At 66.0% G+C, this 18899-nt stretch carries 13 protein-coding genes and 1 riboswitch; of the genes, 6 read left to right on the forward strand and 7 right to left on the reverse strand.

All coding sequences use genetic code 11. From position 1 onward, the window contains the following. Positions 1-186: 186 nt before the first annotated feature. The gene (locus M2335_RS14890; protein ID WP_264595174.1) at positions 187-2412 is read left to right on the forward strand and encodes a TonB-dependent receptor; all 2226 of its coding nucleotides are present in this window, start codon (positions 187-189) and stop codon (positions 2410-2412) included. 58 nt (positions 2413-2470) lie between these two features. On the opposite strand, the gene M2335_RS14895 is transcribed toward M2335_RS14890, so the two are convergent. From M2335_RS14895 to M2335_RS14920, 6 genes are all read right to left on the reverse strand, one after another. After that, positions 2471-3709, reverse strand: coding sequence for a GGDEF domain-containing protein (locus M2335_RS14895; RefSeq protein WP_264595175.1), 1239 nt, complete (start codon positions 3707-3709; stop codon positions 2471-2473). 117 nt (positions 3710-3826) lie between these two features. Further along, on the reverse strand, positions 3827-5233 hold the full coding sequence (locus tag M2335_RS14900; RefSeq protein WP_264595176.1) for an efflux transporter outer membrane subunit: 1407 nt from the start codon (positions 5231-5233) through the stop codon (positions 3827-3829). A 17-nt stretch (positions 5234-5250) separates the two neighbouring features. Continuing rightward, on the reverse strand, positions 5251-8427 hold the full coding sequence (locus tag M2335_RS14905; protein ID WP_264595177.1) for an efflux RND transporter permease subunit: 3177 nt from the start codon (positions 8425-8427) through the stop codon (positions 5251-5253). 125 nt (positions 8428-8552) lie between these two features. Then, entirely contained in the window at positions 8553-9812 is a 1260-nt protein-coding gene (locus M2335_RS14910) for an efflux RND transporter periplasmic adaptor subunit (RefSeq protein ID WP_413716127.1), read from the reverse strand. Next, positions 9809-10213: a hypothetical protein gene (locus tag M2335_RS14915; RefSeq protein ID WP_264595178.1), complete on the reverse strand. Its 405-nt coding sequence runs from the start codon at positions 10211-10213 to the stop codon at positions 9809-9811. The genes M2335_RS14910 and M2335_RS14915 overlap by 4 nt, the downstream gene beginning before the upstream one ends. 324 nt (positions 10214-10537) lie before the next feature. Beyond that, positions 10538-11140, reverse strand: coding sequence for a TetR/AcrR family transcriptional regulator (locus M2335_RS14920; protein WP_264574370.1), 603 nt, complete (start codon positions 11138-11140; stop codon positions 10538-10540). A gap of 171 nt (positions 11141-11311) precedes the next feature. Beyond that, positions 11312-11389: riboswitch (cyclic di-GMP riboswitch) on the forward strand. 202 nt (positions 11390-11591) lie between these two features. Between M2335_RS14920 and M2335_RS14925 the strand changes: the two genes are divergently transcribed. The 5 genes from M2335_RS14925 (at position 11592) to M2335_RS14945 (ending at position 17174) form a co-directional block, all read left to right on the forward strand. After that, positions 11592-12728 carry a hypothetical protein gene (locus tag M2335_RS14925; protein ID WP_264595179.1) on the forward strand — a complete coding sequence of 379 codons (1137 nt, stop codon included), beginning with the start codon at positions 11592-11594 and terminating at the stop codon, positions 12726-12728. A 110-nt stretch (positions 12729-12838) separates the two neighbouring features. Further along, complete coding sequence (locus M2335_RS14930) at positions 12839-14443, forward strand: ShlB/FhaC/HecB family hemolysin secretion/activation protein (RefSeq protein WP_264595180.1); 1605 nt, start codon at positions 12839-12841, stop codon at positions 14441-14443. Between the two features lie 114 nt (positions 14444-14557). Next, positions 14558-15028 carry a DUF3237 domain-containing protein gene (locus M2335_RS14935; RefSeq protein ID WP_264595181.1) on the forward strand — a complete coding sequence of 157 codons (471 nt, stop codon included), beginning with the start codon at positions 14558-14560 and terminating at the stop codon, positions 15026-15028. A 3-nt stretch (positions 15029-15031) separates the two neighbouring features. Beyond that, positions 15032-15544 carry a nuclear transport factor 2 family protein gene (locus tag M2335_RS14940; protein WP_264595182.1) on the forward strand — a complete coding sequence of 171 codons (513 nt, stop codon included), beginning with the start codon at positions 15032-15034 and terminating at the stop codon, positions 15542-15544. A 28-nt stretch (positions 15545-15572) separates the two neighbouring features. After that, complete coding sequence (locus M2335_RS14945; RefSeq protein ID WP_264595183.1) at positions 15573-17174, forward strand: GMC family oxidoreductase; 1602 nt, start codon at positions 15573-15575, stop codon at positions 17172-17174. 26 nt (positions 17175-17200) lie between these two features. On the opposite strand, the gene M2335_RS14950 is transcribed toward M2335_RS14945, so the two are convergent. Beyond that, complete coding sequence (locus M2335_RS14950; RefSeq protein ID WP_264574361.1) at positions 17201-18766, reverse strand: carbon-nitrogen hydrolase family protein; 1566 nt, start codon at positions 18764-18766, stop codon at positions 17201-17203. Between the last annotated feature and the right edge of the window lie 133 nt (positions 18767-18899).

Here is an 18899-nt window from a genome sequence, read left to right on the forward strand (position 1 = left end):
AAACGAAACCTCATAGACCAATGGCACAGCACGTCGCGATCCTCTGCCAGGCTCATGGAAGCCGCCAAAAATGGATGAGGCAGAGGCGCAGTCGGCGGACTGAAAATGAAAATGAGAAGCCTCGCGCGCACCTGAAGGCACAATAGCCAAAGGAGGCCGGGGAAACAGACAAGGGAGAGGGAGGATATGAAAGCCAATCGACAGGTTTATGCCGTCCGCGCACTGCTGACGTTGCTTTCGTCAACGACATGCGTGGTTGCGATGGCACCCGCACTGGCGCAGCAAAACCCGCAACAAGGCGAGGGTCTGGAAGAGATCATCGTCACCGCGCAACGGCGCGAGGAAAATCTCCAGAAGGTCGCCGTTGCCGCCACCGCGCTCTCAGGCCAGGGCCTGGTGGAGAAGGGCGTCACCCGGGTGGACGAGCTACAGACCGTGGTGCCCTCGCTCTCCGTCACCGACGCCGGGCTGACGCAGAACGTCAACATTCGCGGAATCGGCCTCGCCAGCGGATCGCCCGCAGTGGCAAACGGCGTGGCGACCTATGTGGACGGCATCTTCCAGCCGCCCATCGTCACCACCTCCAGCTTCTACGACATTGCCACGGTGGAAGTGCTTCGCGGGCCGCAGGGCACGTTCGTCGGCTCCAACTCGACCGGCGGCGCGATCTTCATCAACACCCGCAACCCCAATCTTGCGGGCGTGGAAGGCTCCATCGAGGGCTCGATCGGCAATTATGACGCCCGCAGCGTGGAAGCGGTGCTCAACCTGCCGCTCTCGCGCACGCTGGCCATTCGCGGCGCCGGCAAATGGCGCACGCGCGATTCCTTCTACACCGACATCGGTCCCGCCGGCAGCTCGGCCGGTCGGCTCGATGAGCTATCGGGCCGCTTTGGTGCGCTGTGGAAGCCGACCGAGAGCTTCCAGGCGCTGTTCAAGCTCGAAGCCGCGGACAAGGAAACCGGCGGCTATGCCTACCGCCCCATTACCGGCACCGCCTATGCGGCCTATCGCACCAGCGATCCGCGCCTGATCGACTATGATACGCCGACGCAGAATGACGAGAAGGCGATCCAGGCCTCGCTGGAACTGCGCTACGAGCTGGGCTCGGGCATTACCCTGCGCTCGCTCAGCGGCTACCAGAACAAGCGCATCTTCAACCTCTACGACAGCGATGCGACCAATGCCGCGCGCTACACCGCAGCCTTCCCGGTGGCGACGCAGCAGCAGTTCGTGCGCGAGCGGGTGTGGACGCAGGAGTTCAACATCATCTCGCCGACCGATCAGGATCTTTCGTGGATTGTCGGCGGCTATTATCAACGCAACCGGATCGATGTGATCATCGAGAACCGCTCGGACGGCTTCCCGACGGACATTCTGATCGACAATGACAAGACCACCACCGGCGTCTTCGGCCAGGTGACGTACAAGATCACGCCGCAACTCGCGCTGGACGTGGGCGCGCGCTACTCGCACTTCTCGGTGACGGGCGGTGGCAGCGTCTCGATCGGCCGGGGCATCCCCACCTTCCCGCCGAATGGCGCGCAGGTGGCGGATCTGAGCGGCGATCACAAGGACGGGCGGATGACCGGCAAGGTCTCGCTCAACTGGACACCGGACGAGAACAACCTGTTCTATGCCTTCGTCGCGCGTGGTTACAAGCCGGGCGGTTCTAACTCGCTGGTCTCCGAGTTCGATCCGGAAACGGTGATCGATTATGAAATCGGCTGGAAAGCGACGATGCTGGGCGGCGCGGTTCGCACCCAGCTTGGCGCCTTCTATTATGACTATAACGACTTCCAGTTCGACGCGCTGGATACGTCAACGGGGCAGACGGGGGTGACCAATCTTACCGGCGCAACGGTGAAAGGCGTAGAGGCGCAAATTCAGGCGCGCGTCTCTGGCTTTACATTCGATGCCGGCGTGGCTTTCGTCGACTCTTCTTTGGGCGATGCCACGTTCGTCGATACGCGCGCCCTTGCCCTCGCCTTCCCGGGGGTCACACCGGTCCAGCAATGCCCGGCGAACCAGGCTACCAACCTTCCGACCTGTATCAACTATACGCCGTTTCTGCGAAACACAGGCGGCGGCACCAATCTCTACTCGCCCAAATGGACCTATAATCTGGGTGCGCGCTACGACCTGTGGGTGGGCGACGTGAAGATCACCCCCAGCGTCAGCTACGCCTATGTCGGCCCGCAATGGACCTATATCCTTTACTCCCCCGTTAGCGACCGACTGCCCTCACGGGGACTGCTCGGCGCCCGGCTCGGCGTGCAGAAGGGTGATCTGCTAGTCGAAGCCTATGGCACCAACCTGACCGACGAGACCTATGTCTCCGGCCAGTTCGGCAATAACGAGTTCTACGGCGCTCCGCGCGAATATGGCGTGCGGGTCCGGTACGACTTCTGACTGAGAGATGGGGCTGGTTCACCCGCCGTGGCCAGCCCCGCTCCTCTCCTGGCAGACCCTAGCCAGCGTCTTTCATGAGCGTGCGCGCAATGTAGCCGGACATGCCCGCCGAGCCGACAACGCAATTCCGTCCGTTTGCCTTGGCCTTGTACAGCGCGCCGTCCGCCGCGCCGATGACATCCTCCACGGAGTCCTGAGCCGAAGGCTGCAACACCGCCACACCAATGCTGACCGTCACCGGCGCGACATCCTCGCAGCCGGGATGGGGAATGGCGAGATCGAGCACCGCGCGCCGAAGCGTCTCGGCAAAGGCGAGGGCAGGTTCGGGCGCAAGGCCATAAGTGATCGCGGTGAACTCTTCGCCGCCGAAGCGCGCGATATAATGTCCCTGCCGGTCAACCTCGCTCTGCAACGCCAAGGCCACCCGCTCCAGGCAACGGTCGCCGGCATCATGCCCTGCGGTATCATTGAACAGCTTGAAGCGGTCGATATCGATCATGAGGATACCGAACCAGGCGTTGTCTGCGCTTGCCGCCGCCCATTTGCCGTTCAGCGTCTCCGAAAGGCTCCGCCGGTTGCGCATGCCGGTCAGCGGGTCCGTCTCGGCAAGCTCCGCCAACGCCTTGGTCAAGGCAACAAGCTGGGCGGATTTGAGTTCGTCCCTCAGTTCGATGAGAAACGCATTTCGCGCAGAGCGCTCTGCCTGACAGCGCATAACGAGCGGCAGGAACGACGCAAGGGTGATGAATCCGCAGAGGGTAAGGGATTCGATGTTCGGGCCGCGCAGTAGAAAGGCCAGACCGAACATGGAGAAGATCGACAGCGTCGTTGTCGCCAGCGCCTGCCGCACCGAGGTAGGGATTGCGAGATTTTTAAAGATCAGCAGCAGAGCCGCGGCCATCAAATAGCGGTCGCTATGCGGTTGCCCCACCTGAAGCCCGAGATAGGTCACGGTCGCGACAAAGATCACCATGGGCAGGATGATGGCGGCGTTCTGTAACCGCTTCGGGCCCCGGATCACGATCACCATGGCCAGCAGATAGGCCGGAGTCGTGATGCCCAACCGCAATGCCAACCCCAGCTGCAGCTGACCGACGATATAATCCAGAGGCAGGCACGCCAGATTGGCAATCAGCGCCCCGATGTGCCAGCTGGCAATGGTTGTGCGCCTTTTCAGGTCAGTGCGGTCGAGATAGGCGGTTTCGAGGGACGGCTCCAGAGCGATCTGGCCAACAGGCCGCAACAATGCGCGTTCGATTGCGTCGATCCGCTCACTGGAAACCTGACCTTCGTCCATTGCTGACTCACAACAGCTTCTCAGCCGCACGGGCTATGGTGCGGATGTTAAGATGTCATTAGCATTTCAGCGTCGGTCGCGCGACTCTTCGCAAGTCCGGGGACCATTGAGCCTCGCTCAGCTCGCCCAGCTCCCGCCCAGCGCCCGGAACACATCGATCTGCGCGCGCGCGACCTCGGCATCCTGTGCGGCGAGCGCGGCTTCTGCCTCCGCAAAGGTGCGCTCGGTGTCGAGCAGCTGGAGGGAGTCGATGGCCCCCTCGCGCTGCTGGGCACGGGTGATGCGCGCGGCGGCGCCGGCGGAATCGCGGGCGGCCTGCAGGCGTTGGCGGCGCTCCAGCGCGTGACCGTAGGTCGAGAGCGCCGTCTCGGTTTCCTCCAGCGCGTTGAGGACCGCGCCGTCGAAAGCGGCAAGCGCGGCGTCACTGTCCGCCCGTGCGCCGGCGATGCGCGCGCGGGCGGCTTCCTGATTGGGGAAGGACCAGCTGATAAGGCCACCCAGCAGCCAGCGCAGTGGGCCACCGCCGAACATCGCGCCAATGTCATTGCCGGTCGATCCGCCCGAACCGCCCAGGCTGATGCGCGGATAAAGGTCCGCCGTGGCGACGCCGATGCGCGCGGTATCGGCAGCGAGACGACGCTCGGCCGCGCGAACATCCGGGCGGCGGGCAAGCAAGGTGGCCCCATCGCCGACCGGAATGGCCTGCCGGATTTCCAGCCCGATGCTGCGCTGGCCGGCAATCTCCGGCAAGGCGTCCGGGGTCCGGCCGGTGAGCGTAGCGAGACGGAAGAGCGCGGCCTGACGCTGCGCCTCGATGAGCGGAATGTCGGCGGCGCGCTGGTCGCGCAAGGCGGCGATCCGCGAGACATCGAGCGTGGTCGCCAGACCCGCCTCGCGCCGCTTGCCGGTCAAGTCCAGCAACCGGTCGAGCAGGCCCACGATCTCGCGATTGACGGCCAGTTGCGCCGCGCCCGAGGCGGCATCGGCATAAGCCCGCGTGGTATCGGCGACGACGGCGACGCGCACGGCGTCGGCATCGCCCGCGGCTGCATCGGCATCGCCGCGCGCGGCTTCCACGCCCCGGCTCACACGCCCGAACAGATCGACCTCATAGGAGACCGACAGTCCGGCATCGAGCGCCCAATCCTCACGCGGCGCTCCCGGCGCGCGCTGGCTCGCGGGCAGGCGGCCATAATCGCCGCTGGCCGAAAGATCGGTGCGCGGCAGCCGATCCGCCCGGGCACCGCGCAGCCCGGCGCGGGCCTTTTCCAGCCGGGCGAGCGCGATGCGCACATCCGTATTGGCGGCGAGCGCGTCGGTGACCAGCCCGTCCAGCACCGGATCATTGTAGAGCCGCCACCAGTCCGGCTGGACCGGCGCCGGCGCAAAGGCCGGGGATGCGGCGGAAAGAAAGGGGCCGGAGGACGCCGAGGGGGGCGTGGGGGCGACGTAGTCCGGCCCCACCGCGCACGCTGAAAGCGCCAGCGCGGAAACAAGAGGTGCGAAGATGCGATGAGCAGTCATGATAGGGTCCTCCTCACTCACTCGGCGGGGGCCGGCACGGCATCGCCACCGGACCGCCCGCGCAGGCGTGCGATCCGGTCACCGAGCGCGCGGCTCACGACGTAGAAAGTGGGCGTGAAGATGAGGCCGAAGATGGTGACGCCGGCCATGCCGAAGAACACCGCTGTGCCCAGAGCCTGCCGCAGTTCCGCGCCCGCCCCGGTCGCCAGCACCAGCGGCACCGCACCCAGGATGAACGCAAAGCTGGTCATCAGGATCGGCCGCAGGCGCTGCCCGGCAGCGTGGACGGCGGCATCCAGCGTGCTCATGCCGTTCTGCTCGCCCTGCCGGGCGAACTCGACGATGAGGATCGCATTCTTGGCGGCCAGCGCCACGAGCACGATCATGCCGATCTGCGTGAGCACGTTATTGTCCATGCCGCGCAGGTTGACGCCCACCAGAGCCGCCAGCACCGACATCGGCACGATCAGGATGATCGCGAGCGGCATGACAAGGCTCTCATATTGCGCCGCCAGCACCAGGAAGACGAGCAGCACGGCGAGGCCGAAGACGAGGCCTGCAGTATTGCCAGCCGTCTTCTGCTGATAGGCGATGCCGGTCCACTCATGGCTGAAGCCACGCGGCAGATTGGCATTGGCGAGTTGCTCCATGGCATCCAGCGCCTGACCCGAGGATGCGCCGGGCGCGGTATCGCCATCGATGGCGACAGCGGGCGCCAGATTGTAGCGCTGCACGCGATACGGCCCGGTGGTGTCCCGGAAGGTGGCGATCGAGCCGATCGGCACCATCTGGTTATAGTCCGAACGCGTCTGCAGGCTGGCGATGTCCGCCGTGGTGCGCCGGAAGGCTTCGTCCGCCTGCGCGGTCACCCGATAGGTGCGGCCAAGCAGGTTGAAGTCATTCACGAAGGCCGAGCCGAGATAGATTTGCAGCGTCTCGAACACCCGTTCCGGCGGCACGCCGAGCATCTGCGCCTTCTCGCGGTCGATATCCGCGAAGATGCGCGGCGTCGCGGTGTCGAAGAAGGTGTAGACGAACGAGAGGCCGGGCGTCTGGTTGGCCGGGCCGATGACGCTGTAGGCCGCCTGCTCCATCGCCTTGTAGCCGGCGCCCTCGCGATCCTGCACCATCAGGCGGAAGCCGCCCGCCGAGCCGATGCCGCGAATGAGCGGTGGCTTGACGATCATCAGGCGCGCCTCGCTGATGTCGGCGGTCGCCTTGCGGGCTTCCTCCATCAGCTTGTCGATGGTCTGGCCCTTGGCGGCGCGCTCGTCGAAATCATCGAGCACCCAGTAGGCCGCTGACGAACTGGCGTTGCGCGTCTCCGAGGCCCCGTCGAAGCCCGAAAGCATGACAGCGTTGGTGATGCCCGGAATGGGCAGCATCCGCTCGGCGACCTTCTTCATCGCCGCATCGGTGCGCGCGGTGGAGGAGCCGGGCGGCAGCTGGATGATCGTGAAGAAATAGCCCTGGTCCTGCGCCGGGATGAAGCCCGACGGCGTGTAAACCAGCGCAGCGACGGTCACCGCGATCAGCCCGACATAGGCCGCCATGATCTTCTTGGGCTGGCGGACCAGCCGCGCGGTCAGGGTCGCATAGCGGGCACTGAACCGGTCGAACCCGCGATTGAACGCATCGCCCGCCCGCTCGGTGAGCTGGCGCCAGCGCGGCGCGCCCTCCGGCAGGGCATGGCGGTGCCGCAGCAGCAGCGCCGCGAAGGCGGGCGACAGGGTGAGCGAGAGGACCAGCGAGATGATCGTCGCAGCCGAGATGGTGATCGCGAACTGCTGGTAGAAGGCGCCGGACATGCCGCCGATGAACAAGGTCGGCACGAACACGGCGCACAGCACCAGCACGATGGCAATCAGCGCCCCGCCCACCTCATCCATGGAGGTGCGCGCCGCCTGGAGCGGGGTCATCCCGTTCTCCAGATTGCGCTCGACATTCTCGACCACCACGATGGCGTCATCGACGACGATGCCGATGGCGAGCACGAGGCCGAACAGCGACAGGTTGTTGATCGAATAGCCCATGCCCGCCAGCACCGCGAAGGTGCCGATGAGCGAGACCGGGATCGCCAGTACCGGGATCAGCGCCGCCCGCCATTTCTGCAGGAAGACGATGATGACGAGCACGACGAGGATCACCGCCTCGACCAGCGTCTTCACGACTTCGTCGATGGACTTCTGGATGAACTCGGTGGGGTTGTAGACGATGCGATATTCAAGGCCCTGCGGAAAGTCCTTCGCCAGGACGTTCATCTCAGCCTTGATAGCCTCGGCGGCGGCCAGCGCGTTCGATCCCGGCATCTGGAAGACGGGGATGATGACGCTGTCCTTGTCGCCGAGATAGGCCGAGGTGCCGTAATCCTCGGCGCCCAGCTCAACGCGCGCGACATCGGAGACGCGGACCTGCCGGCCCTGATCGTCGGTGCGGATGACGACATTTGCGAACTGCTGCGGATCGGTGAAGCGACCCTGCGTCTCGACATTGAGCTGGAAGGCCGATCCGCCCGAGGGGGGCTGGCCGAGCGTGCCGGCCGCGACCTGCACATTCTGCTGGCGCAGCGCGGAGACGATGTCGCCGGCCGTCAGACCCAGCGCCGCCGCACGGCGCGGATCGATCCACACGCGCATGGAGAGATCGCGCGAGCCGAACAGCTGCACGTCGCCCACGCCCTCGATGCGGGCCAGCCGGTCCTTGATGCGGGTCTGCGCGTAATTGGAAATATACTCGCGATTGAGCGAGCCATCAGGCGAAATGAGGTTCACCACCAGCAGGAAGTCCGGCGAGGTCTTCTTGGTAACGATGCCGAGGCGCTGCACCTCCTGCGGCAGGCGCGGCTCGGCAATGGCGACGCGGTTCTGCACCAGAACCTGCGCCTCATCGAGGTCCGTGCCCTGCTTGAAGGTGACGGTGACGACCACGCGCCCGTCCCCCGTCGATTGCGACGAGAGATAGAGCATGTTCTCGACGCCGTTGATCTCCTGCTCGATGGGGCTGGCAACGGTCTCCGCCACGGTCTCGGCAGAGGCGCCGGGATACATGGCCGAGACGGTCACCGTCGGCGGCACCACCTCGGGATATTGCGAAACGGGCAGGAAGAAATAGCTGATCGCGCCGATGATCGTGATGATGACGGCGATGACGGCCGCGAAGATCGGCCGGTCGATGAAGAAACGGGACAGACGCATGAGGAGCTCTCCTCGGGGCAGCGCTCAGAGCATGTCCGGGTCAGGCGGCTTCACCTGACGGCTCGGACATGCGGAAAGCAAAAGGGACCGGATCAGGATGGGCTTCAGGCGAAGCCGATCACGACCTAGCGCGTAAACGTGGCCTGGCCGGACATCAGCGCGGTGGCGGCGGCAGGCGTCGCCGGCTGCGTCTCAGGCGCAATGCGGCCTTTGCGGACCTGCACCTTGCCGCCGGGCATGGCGAGCTGGGTGCCAACGATCACCACCTGATCCGCCGGATCGAGCCCAGCCCGCACGACGCGCAGGCCGTCCACGACCGGCCCAAGCTCGATCGGCTTGGCAGCGACGGTGCCATCCTTGCCGACGACGAGCAGCGTCTTGCGCGCCTGATCGGTCTGCACGGCGGTGTCCGGCACCAACAGCGCGCGAGTGGCAGAGCCGGTGGAGAGCCGCATGTTGCCGAACATGCCGGGCGTCAGGAACAGATCGGGATTTGGCAGCACGGCGCGGGCGCGAATGGTGCCCGAGCGCGGATCAAGGCCGTTATCGGTAAAGTCGAGCTTGCCCTTCCAGCGATAGGCATTCTCGTCCTGCAGCTTGATCTCGACCGGGGTGGCATCGGCATCGGCATCGCGCTTGGTCTTGAGGAACAGCGCCTCCGACCCCTCGAAGGTGAAGTAGATCGGATCGAGCGCGTTGATGGTGGTGAGCAACGTGCCGGATGCGCCCTCTCCCGATGAGGCGAGGTTGCCGGGGTCGATCCGCCGATCCGAGATGCGGCCGCCAATGGGCGCGCGTACGGTGGTGAACTCTAGGTCCAGCGCGCGGCTGCGGGCACGGGCCTGCGCACCGGCCAGCGCAGCCGATGCTGCCGAGACACGGGCGCGAAGACGGTCGACTTCGCTCTTGGAGACGGCCTCCACCGCCACCAGCCGTTCGGCGCGCTCAAGATCGCTGCGGGCCAGCGCGAGATCGCTCAGCGCAGTCGCAACGCCGGCACGCGCCTCGGCCAGCGCAGCCTGGAAGGGGCGCGGATCGATGGTGAAGAGCGGCTGGCCAGCGCGGACCATCTGCCCGTCCGTGAAATGCACGGCGGTGATCTGGCCGGAAATGCGCGGACGCACCTCGACCGCACGGCTCGGCTCGAACCGGCCGACATAATCGTCCCACAGCATGATCTCGCGTGCGAGCGGCGCAGAGACGGTGACGGTGGGTGCCGCCATCGCGGCCTGGGCCGGGGGCGACGGGCGCATCAGCGCATAGCCCCCGGCAATGGCGAGCACCGGCAGCGCCACCCAGGCGACGCGGGTCAGCGAGCGGCGCCGCGTGGCGCCGGCCTCGATGGGCGTGGCTTCCGCCGGGCTGAGTTTCTTGAGCATGTTCATGCGCGGTTCCTCCGCTTGATCGACAGACGCAGGGCGCCGATGTGGCGGAGCAGCGTCTCATATTGATGGGTCGTGTAGCCGGCCTCGTAAAAGCGACCGAGCTCGGACGGGGCGATGTTGTAGCCATGGTGCCAGCTCAGCACCGCGATGCGCCGCAGCGCTTCGAGGCGCGCGCTCGCCAGCGGCATGGCCCGGCGGGAGCCGAAGACGAGGCGCAGCAGGCGGCCCAGGCGGCTCTCCTCCCGCAGCGAAGATAGCCCGTCTTCCCGCGCAAGGCGGACAATCGTCCACTCGACCGGAAGGAGGTGGCCATCCTGCACCTGAAGGCTTGCAGCCTCCGATGCAGTGACACCCGGGACCATCGCCCGTGCCCCGCCATCTCTCAGATCCAGATATGCCATCACCGTGTCTCCTCCTGCTTCCCCGGCAGGCACGACGGGGCAGCCCCGGACAGCCAGTGCTGCCGGGCGCGCGCATCGCGGATGCCAGGGATCGATCCGGGAAAGACGGTGCGCGACCGGCGCGTCCGTCCCGAAACCAGAACCTATGAAATTGCTGTCAAATCAAGTCGGGCAAGCAGAACGCGCCCGGCCAAGCCGCACGCACCCCCATGCCTTCTGTACTGAATGGTATATTAATCGGATGTTCAGGCGTCAACCCGGTTTTTGTACCGACCGATATTTTATTTTGCAGCGCGCAAAATCGGTCTTGGGTCCTCAGGTGCTTCAGCGGCTAGGCCACATCCCCATAGTCGTCTCGGCAACGCGCTCCAGCTCCTCCCGCGTGGTGCCGGAGCCGGCCAAAACCGCCATGCCCTGCAAAACGGCGATGAGATACTTCGTGATCGCTTCCGCATCGGCGGGCCCGACAAACTCGCCCTCGTCGATGGCGCGCTGCATCCGGGCCACCAGTGCCCGCTTCACGGTCTCGCCGCGCTTGAGCACTTCCTCACGGATCGATTGCGCTTCCGCGCCACAGGCGGTGACGCTGATCACGCTGAGGCAGCCGGTGGGCTGGCCATTGCCGGCAATCGTGGAGAGTGCGCCATCGAGCAGATGCTGCGCCACGCCGCGCGCGGTGGGCATATCCAGCGCCGGACCGATATAGGCCAGCTTCTCCCGCTCGTAGAGATCGAGCGCCTGCCGGAACAAGGCCTCCTTGTTGCCGAACGCGGCATAGAGACTCGGGCGGGTGATCCCCATCGCGTCCGTCAGCTCGCTGAGCGACGCGCCCTCATAACCCTTGGTCCAAAACACACGCAACGCGGCCGCAAGCGCCTGCTCGCAGCAAAATTCGCGGGGCCGACCCCTGATGGCGGTCTGTTCCATATCGGACGGTATAGAATTCCTCGACGGGCTTGTCGAGTCCGGTGCGACGAAGGGAGCCAGGACGGTCCCGCTCGAGCGGCACGTTCTCCCAGGCATGATAAAAGTTAAGTTCAGACTCTTTTCCATGAACCTTTTCCAGAGCTTGACATTTCAAGCGCAGGATCACTCCGATCCCGATAATGGCAAAGCGGTGGTGACGCCGTGACGCAAAGCTTCCGGCCTTGGGTTCAAGGTAGCGGGGTTGCCGAAGGAGCCGAGGTCGGAGCTGTGTGTGCGTGTCTACGCCTCGCTCTGGCTATGATCGCTCCACACCGCTCCGCGCTACGTGGGCCTGCCATCGGATAGCTCCGTCTCCAGCCCGGCTGCAAGCCTGACAGGAGATGACGCAATGGCTCAGGTTCTTTCCACGACGACATTACGATCCAACAGAACGTCACGACTATGCCGGGCCATGCCCGCCATAGCTGCCTGCTCTGCGCTGGCCATGCTGCTCAGCGCCTGCGAGACCAGTGGTTATTCCCGCTACGCCAATGTCGGCTCGCCGGCGCCCGGGTCGGGTGGCGGCAGCGATGGCGGCAGCAACAATGGCGGGGGCGGGACTGACACCGGCGGTGGAAACACTGGCGGTGGGAACACGGGCGGTGGAAATACTGGCGGCGGGAATACCGGCGGCGGCGGTTCGGCCGATGGCGGCGGCAGCACCGGCGGCGGTCTGGCTGGGGGCGTCGTCACGCAGGTCTCCCCGGTTCTGGCGACGGCCGGCAATGCCGTGCTCGGCGTGGCGGATGGCCAGCAAGGCGTGACCACCCCCATCGCCGCTGCCTTGCCAGTCACGCAGCCCGTAACCGGCACGATCACGCGGGTGCTGCAGGATACCGGGACGGTGCTGGTCGATGCCGGCGAGGGCCGCACGCTGCTGCTGCAGGGCGCGCAAGGCGTGGTCGGCGATGTCGTGTCCATCGATGTTGGCGGTCGCGCCGTGACCAACGGTCTTGATGGCACAGCGGGCGCGATCGGCGTTGGCGTGCTTGGCGACACCCAGCCGACGGGTACGCTCGCATCCGCCGGCGTGCTGAACGCAGGCAATACCGCGCTGGCGACCGTGAACGGCATCGCCGATGTACGGGTGACCAACATTACGGCGCCCACCGGCGGCATTTCCGACAATCTACTGAATGTCGCGCTCGGCGGCAATCAACTGCTGGGGAGCGGCGATCCGGCGCTGGTCAACGCCAATGTGCTGCCGAACGGCGCGTCCCTGCCCGGCGGGGGCACGGGGGCCGTGGGCGGCGTGCTCGGCGCGGTGAGTTCAACCGTCGGGTCTGTCGGCGGCGCCGTGGGCGTGGGCGGTGACGTCTCAGGCGGCGGCGTGCTTGGCGGCGGAACGGCCACGGGCGGCGACGTAAATGGCGGCGTGCTTGGCACGGTCGGTGCCACGGTCGGCTCGGTCGGCGGTGCGCTTGGCGTTGGCGGCAGCGTCGAAGCCGGTGCAGGCGCAGGCGCCGGCACCACGACCAATGGCGGCTTGCTGGCGCCGGTAACCGGCACGCTCAACACGGTCGGCACTTCCTTGGGACTGGGCCGCTAAACAGCCACCCCGCCTCAAGTCGCCAACCTCGGCGCAACATTCCCTCCGGTGCGCGGCGGGCGGTCTCAAGACCCGCCGCGCACCCACCGCTCCCATTCCGAAAGGTCCATATGGTCGCGCTCCTGCCTGCAGCCATTGCGCTGATCGCCATCGCCCAGCCCACGGGCAGCGGCCTGACACCGCCCCTCATCGATCAAAGCCAGCCCGCACCCACCCCGGTGCTGCCCGCACAGGAGCGGCCGCCTGCGGATGATCCGACAGGCCGGGTGGACGTCGAGGCGCAGGCCACCGCCACGCCGATCCGCAGCGTGACCTTTTCCGGCGTCGATGCCCCGGCGCCCGTTGCAGAGGCCGCCCGGGCCTTCATCGGCCAGCCGGCCACGCGCGAGACCCTGAGCGCCCTCGCCAAGAGGATTTCCGATGCCTATGCCAAGACCGGCATCGCGCTCTATACGGTCGCCATTCCGCAGCAGGATCTGGCCGAGGGCCATGTCCGCGTGCTGCTGGCCGAAGGGTTTATCGAGGATATCGCTTATCCCAAGGGCGCCTCCCCGCTGATCCAGGCCTATGCTGCGCCGCTGGCGCGCGAGCACCCGCTCAGCCGCCGCACGCTGGAACGCAGCCTCTCGCTGATGCGCGACATTCCCGGCGCGAAGATCGACGCCAATATGCTGCGGGGTGCGCAGGTCGGTAGCGTTCGCCTCGCGATTACGCCGGAGCGGGAGTATAGCGATTTCTCCTTCGGCTTTGATAACCGCACGCAAAGCGGGCTGGGCAGCGGCCAGTGGCGCGCATCGGCCAAATTCTACAGCCTGCTGCGCGATGGCGACCGCAGCGACCTGACCCTGCTCAGCGCCGCCGATTTGAAGCGCTATCGCTATGCCGGGTTCAGCCACCAGACGCCGCTCGGCACGGACGGCCTCACCCTCGGCCTCTCGACCTCCTGGCTGGATACGCGGCTGCAGGCACCCGCCATCGTCGGCGAGGCGCAGACGCTCGGGCTCAGCCTCTCCTACCCCGTCATTCGCGGATATAAACGCAATCTCACCGTCAGCGCCGGGATCGACGGGCTGAACAGCGATGCGGCCTATCTCGGATCGGTCATTTCCTCCGACCGCATCCGGGCCGTGCGCGCGGCCGCCGGCTACTCGATCTTGGCGGACAAGAGCGCCTTGAGCCTTGCCCTCACCGGCAGCCGAGGCCTCGATATGCTGGGCGCGCGCGGCGTGCCGGGCTTTACCGATATCGACTTCACCAAGATTGCCGGGCGCGCCAATTACGACCGGATGATCGGCAAGCGCCTTGTCGGACGGCTGCGGCTGAGCGGCCAGTATAGCGGCGACCGGCTGGGCGGCAACGAGCGCTTCTCGGTGGGCGGGCCGGAGATCGGCCGCGCGTTCGAGACGGCGCTGCTCAGCGGCGACAAGGGCATGGCCGGCCTGTTCGAACTGGCCCTGCGTCCCAAACTGCCCGCGCGCCTGCAGGGGTCGGAAGTCTACGGCTTTGTCGATGGTGCCCGCGTGCGTCTCAACGCCCGCACCGGCCTGCCGGCAGCCAGCTATTCCATGGCCTCGGCCGGCGGTGGCCTGCGCCTCAACTATACTGCCCGCGCCTCGCTCTCGCTGGAAGCCGCGCGCGTTATCGAGGCGCCCTTTCCCAACGCCGGGGACGGCTGGCGCTTCAACATCGGCTGGTTCCTGAAACTGCGGCGATAAGCGAACGCGCGGCTCCCGCTTTTTTTGCCTTGGCATTCGCAGGCGGCTTCCGGCACAAGCGTGCAGACAAAATCAATCTGACGAGCGGCACGAACGCTCGCGGGGGAGGATGATGTGCACGTTCCGGCGCTCGACCTGGCTTTCCACGTTCGTCTCGATTTCGGCGAAGGGCCGCGCACGCGGTTCCAGCCGGCCCTGCAAAGCTTCACGCGCGGCTTCGTCGCGCTCGCCGGCGGGGTGGTGAGCGGCCCGCGCCTTTCCGGCCATGTCGTGCCCTATTCGGGCGGGGACTGGCCTCGCCTCTGGTCCAGCGGCCTTGTCGAATTCGAGGCGCATTACATGCTGGAAGCCGATGACGGCGCCATGATCTACATCCACAATCGCGGCATCGCCTATGCCAATCCGGAGATGACGGCGCGGATCGAGGCGGGCGAGCAGGTCGATCCGCAGGACAATTACTGTCGCATCACGCCGCGCTTCGAGGCGCCGGACGGGCGGCACGCCTGGCTCAACCGCACCGTCTTCGTCGGTATTGCCGAGCGGCGAGGCAATTCGACCTTCTTCGATTATTATGCGGTGACCTGAAGCATGACCACCCGCCTTTCCGCCGACGATCAGTTCGGCATCCGCGATGCCATCGCGCATTATGCCTGGGCACTGGATACCGGCAATGTCGAAGCTTTCGTGGGCTGCTTCACCCGTGATGGCCTGCTGATTTGGGACGCCTTCGAGACGCCGTTGCGCTGGCAGGGCGCCGACGCCATCCGCCATTTCGCGACCTTCATTCGCGATCAGCCCGCTTCGGCGGGGCGGCAGCATCACGTCACCAACATCATCCTCACGCCCTGCGAGGGCGGCGCGCGGGCGATCTCCTATGGCGCCGTGGCCCTGCGCCAGGGCGATGGCCCGCACGCCCTGCACGTGATGGGCTATTATGAGGACATCTTCCGGCAGGAGGATGGCGTGTGGCGCATGGCGCAGCGCACGATCCGCGACTGGTCCGGTCCGATCCTCGCGGGCTTTGCGGGGCAGACGGGCGCGCGGGAAGGTCGGCCGCTGCCACCCCCGCTCAAGGGGCTGCTGTACGACAGGCAGAATTGAAGCAATTCAGGCAGGCGGACCGAACGAGATGGATGAATTCGACTATATCGTGGTGGGCGCGGGATCGGCCGGATGCGTCGTCGCATCGCGGCTGAGCGAAGACCCCGGCACGTCGGTTCTGCTGCTGGAAGCAGGCGGCAGCGACAAGCGGCTGGACATCGCCATGCCGCTCGCCTTCCTCAAGACCATCGCCGACCCCAAATTGAGCTGGGGCGACATGGGCGAGCCAGAGCCGCATCTCAATGGCCGGCGGATCTGGATTCCGCGCGGCAAGGTGCTCGGCGGCTCCTCTTCGATCAACGGCATGTTCTACATGCGCGGCCACCCCAATGATTTCGACACCTGGGCGCAAATGGGCGCGCGCGGCTGGAGCTATGACGATGTGCTGCCCTATTTCCGGCGCATGGAGGATAGCTGGCGGGGCGAAAGCGCCTATCATCGCGTGGGCGGCCCGCTGCATGTCGCGCCGATCCAGACCGGACATCTGCTCCACGAGCCGCTGCGGCAGGCGACGCTGGCGGCAGGATATCCGGCGACCGACGACATCAATGGCGCGGATGCGGAAGGCCCTGCGCGCGGCGAAGTCACCATCGACAAGCGCGGGCGACGGGCGAGCGCGGCGGCGGCCTATATCCGCCCTGCCCTTGGTCGCAAGAATCTGGACGTGCGGCTGAAGGCGCTCGCCCGCCGCATCCTGTTCGACGGCAATCGCGCAGTCGGCATCGAATATTCGGTGGACGGCCAGACCCGCCAGGTGCGCGCGCGCCGCGAGGTCATTCTGAGCGGCGGCGTTTATAACAGCCCGCAGCTGCTTCTGCTCTCCGGCGTGGGGCCAGCCGCACAGCTTGCCGAGATGGGCATTGCGGTGAAGGCCGATGTGCCCGGCGTCGGCCGCAACATCTCCGAACATCCCTGCTGCATGATGGAGTTCGCGGCGACCAAGCCGGTCACCTTCGTCAAGGAACTGCGGCTCGACCGGGCAGCCCGCCATTTTGTCCAGTGGCTGATGCTCGGCACCGGCAAGTTCGCGACGCAGCTCAACAGTTGCAACGTCATCATCCGCACTGACCCCGCGCTGGCGCAGCCGGACATTCAGCTGATGTGCAATCCGGTGACCTTCGGCGCGCGGCTGTGGATGCCGCCCTTCCGTCCCGCACCACCGCACAAGCTGGCCTGCGGCGTAGTGGTGCTCAACCAGCGCAGCCGCGGCTGGATGACGCTCCGCTCCACCGACCCGAACGACCGCCCCGCCATCACCCTCAACCTGATGGACGACCGCTGGGACATGCAGACCATGATCCGCGGCATCCGCGAGGCCCGCCGCATCTACCGCACCGCCCCGCAAGCCGCGCTGACCGGCACCGAACTGCTGCCGCGCGAGCAGGTGCAGAGCGATGACGAGATGGAAGACTGGGTGCGCCAGGTCGTCGAGATCGGCCAGCACGCCGTCGGCTCCTGCACCATGGGCACCGGGCCCGACGCCGTGGTCGACCCCGCGCTGCGCGTGAAGGGCGTCACCGGCCTCCGCGTCATCGATGCCTCGGTCATGCCCACCGTGCCCGGCGCCAACACCAATGCGACCGTGATCATGATCGGCGAGAAAGGCGCCGATCTGGTGAAGGCGGGCTAGGGCCTGGTCCCCGTCCCCGGCTTGCCTCAGCGCGCCCGCTTGGTGCGCGGCTCCTTCCATTGCACGCCGTAGAGGTCGAAGCGGCGGTCGCGCAGGTTTTGCACCGCGCCGCTCTGCCGGCTGGTCAGCAGATCGTCGAGGGAGAGGTCGGCAATGGCGATCGTCTCGGTATTGGGCGCGGTGTCGGCGGCCACGCCATCGCGCGCGAAGGGGAAGTCCGAGGGCGTCAGGATCGCGCTTTCGGCATAGTGAATATCCATATTCTCGACATTCGGCAGATTGCCGACAACGCCGGACGTCACGACATAGCACTGGTTCTCCACCGCCCGCGCCTGACAGCAATAGCGCACGCGCAGATAGCCCCGCCGCTCATCGGTGCAAAAAGGCACGAACAGCAGCAGCGCGCCCTGATTGACGAGGTGCCGCGCCAGCTCCGGGAATTCGGAATCATAACAGATCATCACACCGATCGGCCCGCAATCGGTGGGAATGGCATCGGCGCCGAAGCCGCCCTTGATGTTCCACCAGCGCCGCTCGGATGGCGTGGGGTGCAGCTTCTCCTGCGTGTACATCGCCCCATCGCGCAGGAAGACATAGCTGATGTTGCGGATATCGCCATTCTCGACCCGCGTGGGGTGGGAGCCGCCGATGATGTTGATATTGTAGCTGACCGCCAGCTTCTCCATGAACGCGCAATAGCGCTCGGTATATTCCGCGATCTTGCCGATGGCCTCGCTGGGTGCGAGCTTCGCGCGGGAGATGGAGAGCAGTTCCAGCGTGTAGAGCTCGGGAAACACCACGAAGTCGGCGCGGTAATCCGCCGCGACGTCGACGAAATACTCCACCTGCTCCTCGAACTGCTCGATCCGTGTAATGCCGCGCATCTGGAACTGCACCGTGGCAACCCGCACCGATGACGGCAGCTTGAGGGTGCCATGGTGGGCGCGCCCCGTCCCCTCCTCCGGCGCCAGCGGATTGGGCCAGAACATCAGCACCGCATTGCCGGCACTGTCCCGGTCGCCCGGCAGATAATCCGGCAGGATGCCCTTGGCCTGGAAGCCCTGCCCCAGCTGAAAGTTGATCACCGGATCGCGCAGCTTGCGCTCGATCGCGGCATCGAGATAGGCCTGCGGATCGGGATAATCCCGCCGGCGGCGCGCATAGCCCGGCAGGCGACCGCCAAAGGCGATGCCCTTCAGCTCGAAATATTGGCACAGTTCCTGCCGCTTGCGATAGAAGCGCTGGCCGATGCGCAGACGCCGGAAATCGGGATCGACGCAGACTTCCATGCCGTACAAAACGTCCCCTTCCGGGTCATGGCGCGTGCCGAAGCCATCGCCGGTGATTTCGCCCCAGCTGTGCGGGGCGAAGGCAATCTCCTGCGAGACGATGAGCGTAGCGCAGTGGCCGACGATAGTGCCCTCATAATCGGCGACGAATTGCCCTTCGGGGAAGTTATTGATCTGGCCGCGAATTTGCGCGGCGGTCATGGCCTCGGCCTTGCCATAGACCTTGGTGGAGAGCCGGGCGATCGCGCGCGCATCCTTGGCGAGCGCGGGACGGACGATGAGCTTTGCCTGTGTATGAGCCATGCAGGCGATATAGCGCGATCGCGCCCAGCGTCCATGTTCGTGCAGTCCGGCTGTCCCCACATTGTCTTGCACCCCGGCAATCGGACGACTAGCCACCCCCTGTACGCAAGGGCAGTCTGGGCGGTTTTCGGGA

The organism is Sphingobium sp. B12D2B, assembly GCF_025961775.1.
Classification (GTDB): domain Bacteria; phylum Pseudomonadota; class Alphaproteobacteria; order Sphingomonadales; family Sphingomonadaceae; genus Sphingobium.

Excerpts from the sequence above, each read along its gene's own strand:
- M2335_RS14890 (WP_264595174.1), top strand. The coding sequence starts at position 187 with ATGAAAGCCAATCGACAGGTTTATGCCGTCCGCGCACTGCTGACGTTG.
- M2335_RS14895 (WP_264595175.1), bottom strand. The coding sequence starts at position 3,709 with ATGGACGAAGGTCAGGTTTCCAGTGAGCGGATCGACGCAATCGAACGC.
- M2335_RS14900 (WP_264595176.1), bottom strand. The coding sequence starts at position 5,233 with ATGACTGCTCATCGCATCTTCGCACCTCTTGTTTCCGCGCTGGCGCTT.
- M2335_RS14905 (WP_264595177.1), bottom strand. The coding sequence starts at position 8,427 with ATGCGTCTGTCCCGTTTCTTCATCGACCGGCCGATCTTCGCGGCCGTC.
- M2335_RS14910 (WP_413716127.1), bottom strand. The coding sequence starts at position 9,812 with ATGAACATGCTCAAGAAACTCAGCCCGGCGGAAGCCACGCCCATCGAG.
- M2335_RS14915 (WP_264595178.1), bottom strand. The coding sequence starts at position 10,213 with ATGGCATATCTGGATCTGAGAGATGGCGGGGCACGGGCGATGGTCCCG.
- M2335_RS14920 (WP_264574370.1), bottom strand. The coding sequence starts at position 11,140 with ATGGAACAGACCGCCATCAGGGGTCGGCCCCGCGAATTTTGCTGCGAG.
- M2335_RS14925 (WP_264595179.1), top strand. The coding sequence starts at position 11,592 with ATGCCCGCCATAGCTGCCTGCTCTGCGCTGGCCATGCTGCTCAGCGCC.
- M2335_RS14930 (WP_264595180.1), top strand. The coding sequence starts at position 12,839 with ATGGTCGCGCTCCTGCCTGCAGCCATTGCGCTGATCGCCATCGCCCAG.
- M2335_RS14940 (WP_264595182.1), top strand. The coding sequence starts at position 15,032 with ATGACCACCCGCCTTTCCGCCGACGATCAGTTCGGCATCCGCGATGCC.
- M2335_RS14945 (WP_264595183.1), top strand. The coding sequence starts at position 15,573 with ATGGATGAATTCGACTATATCGTGGTGGGCGCGGGATCGGCCGGATGC.
- M2335_RS14950 (WP_264574361.1), bottom strand. The coding sequence starts at position 18,766 with ATGGCTCATACACAGGCAAAGCTCATCGTCCGTCCCGCGCTCGCCAAG.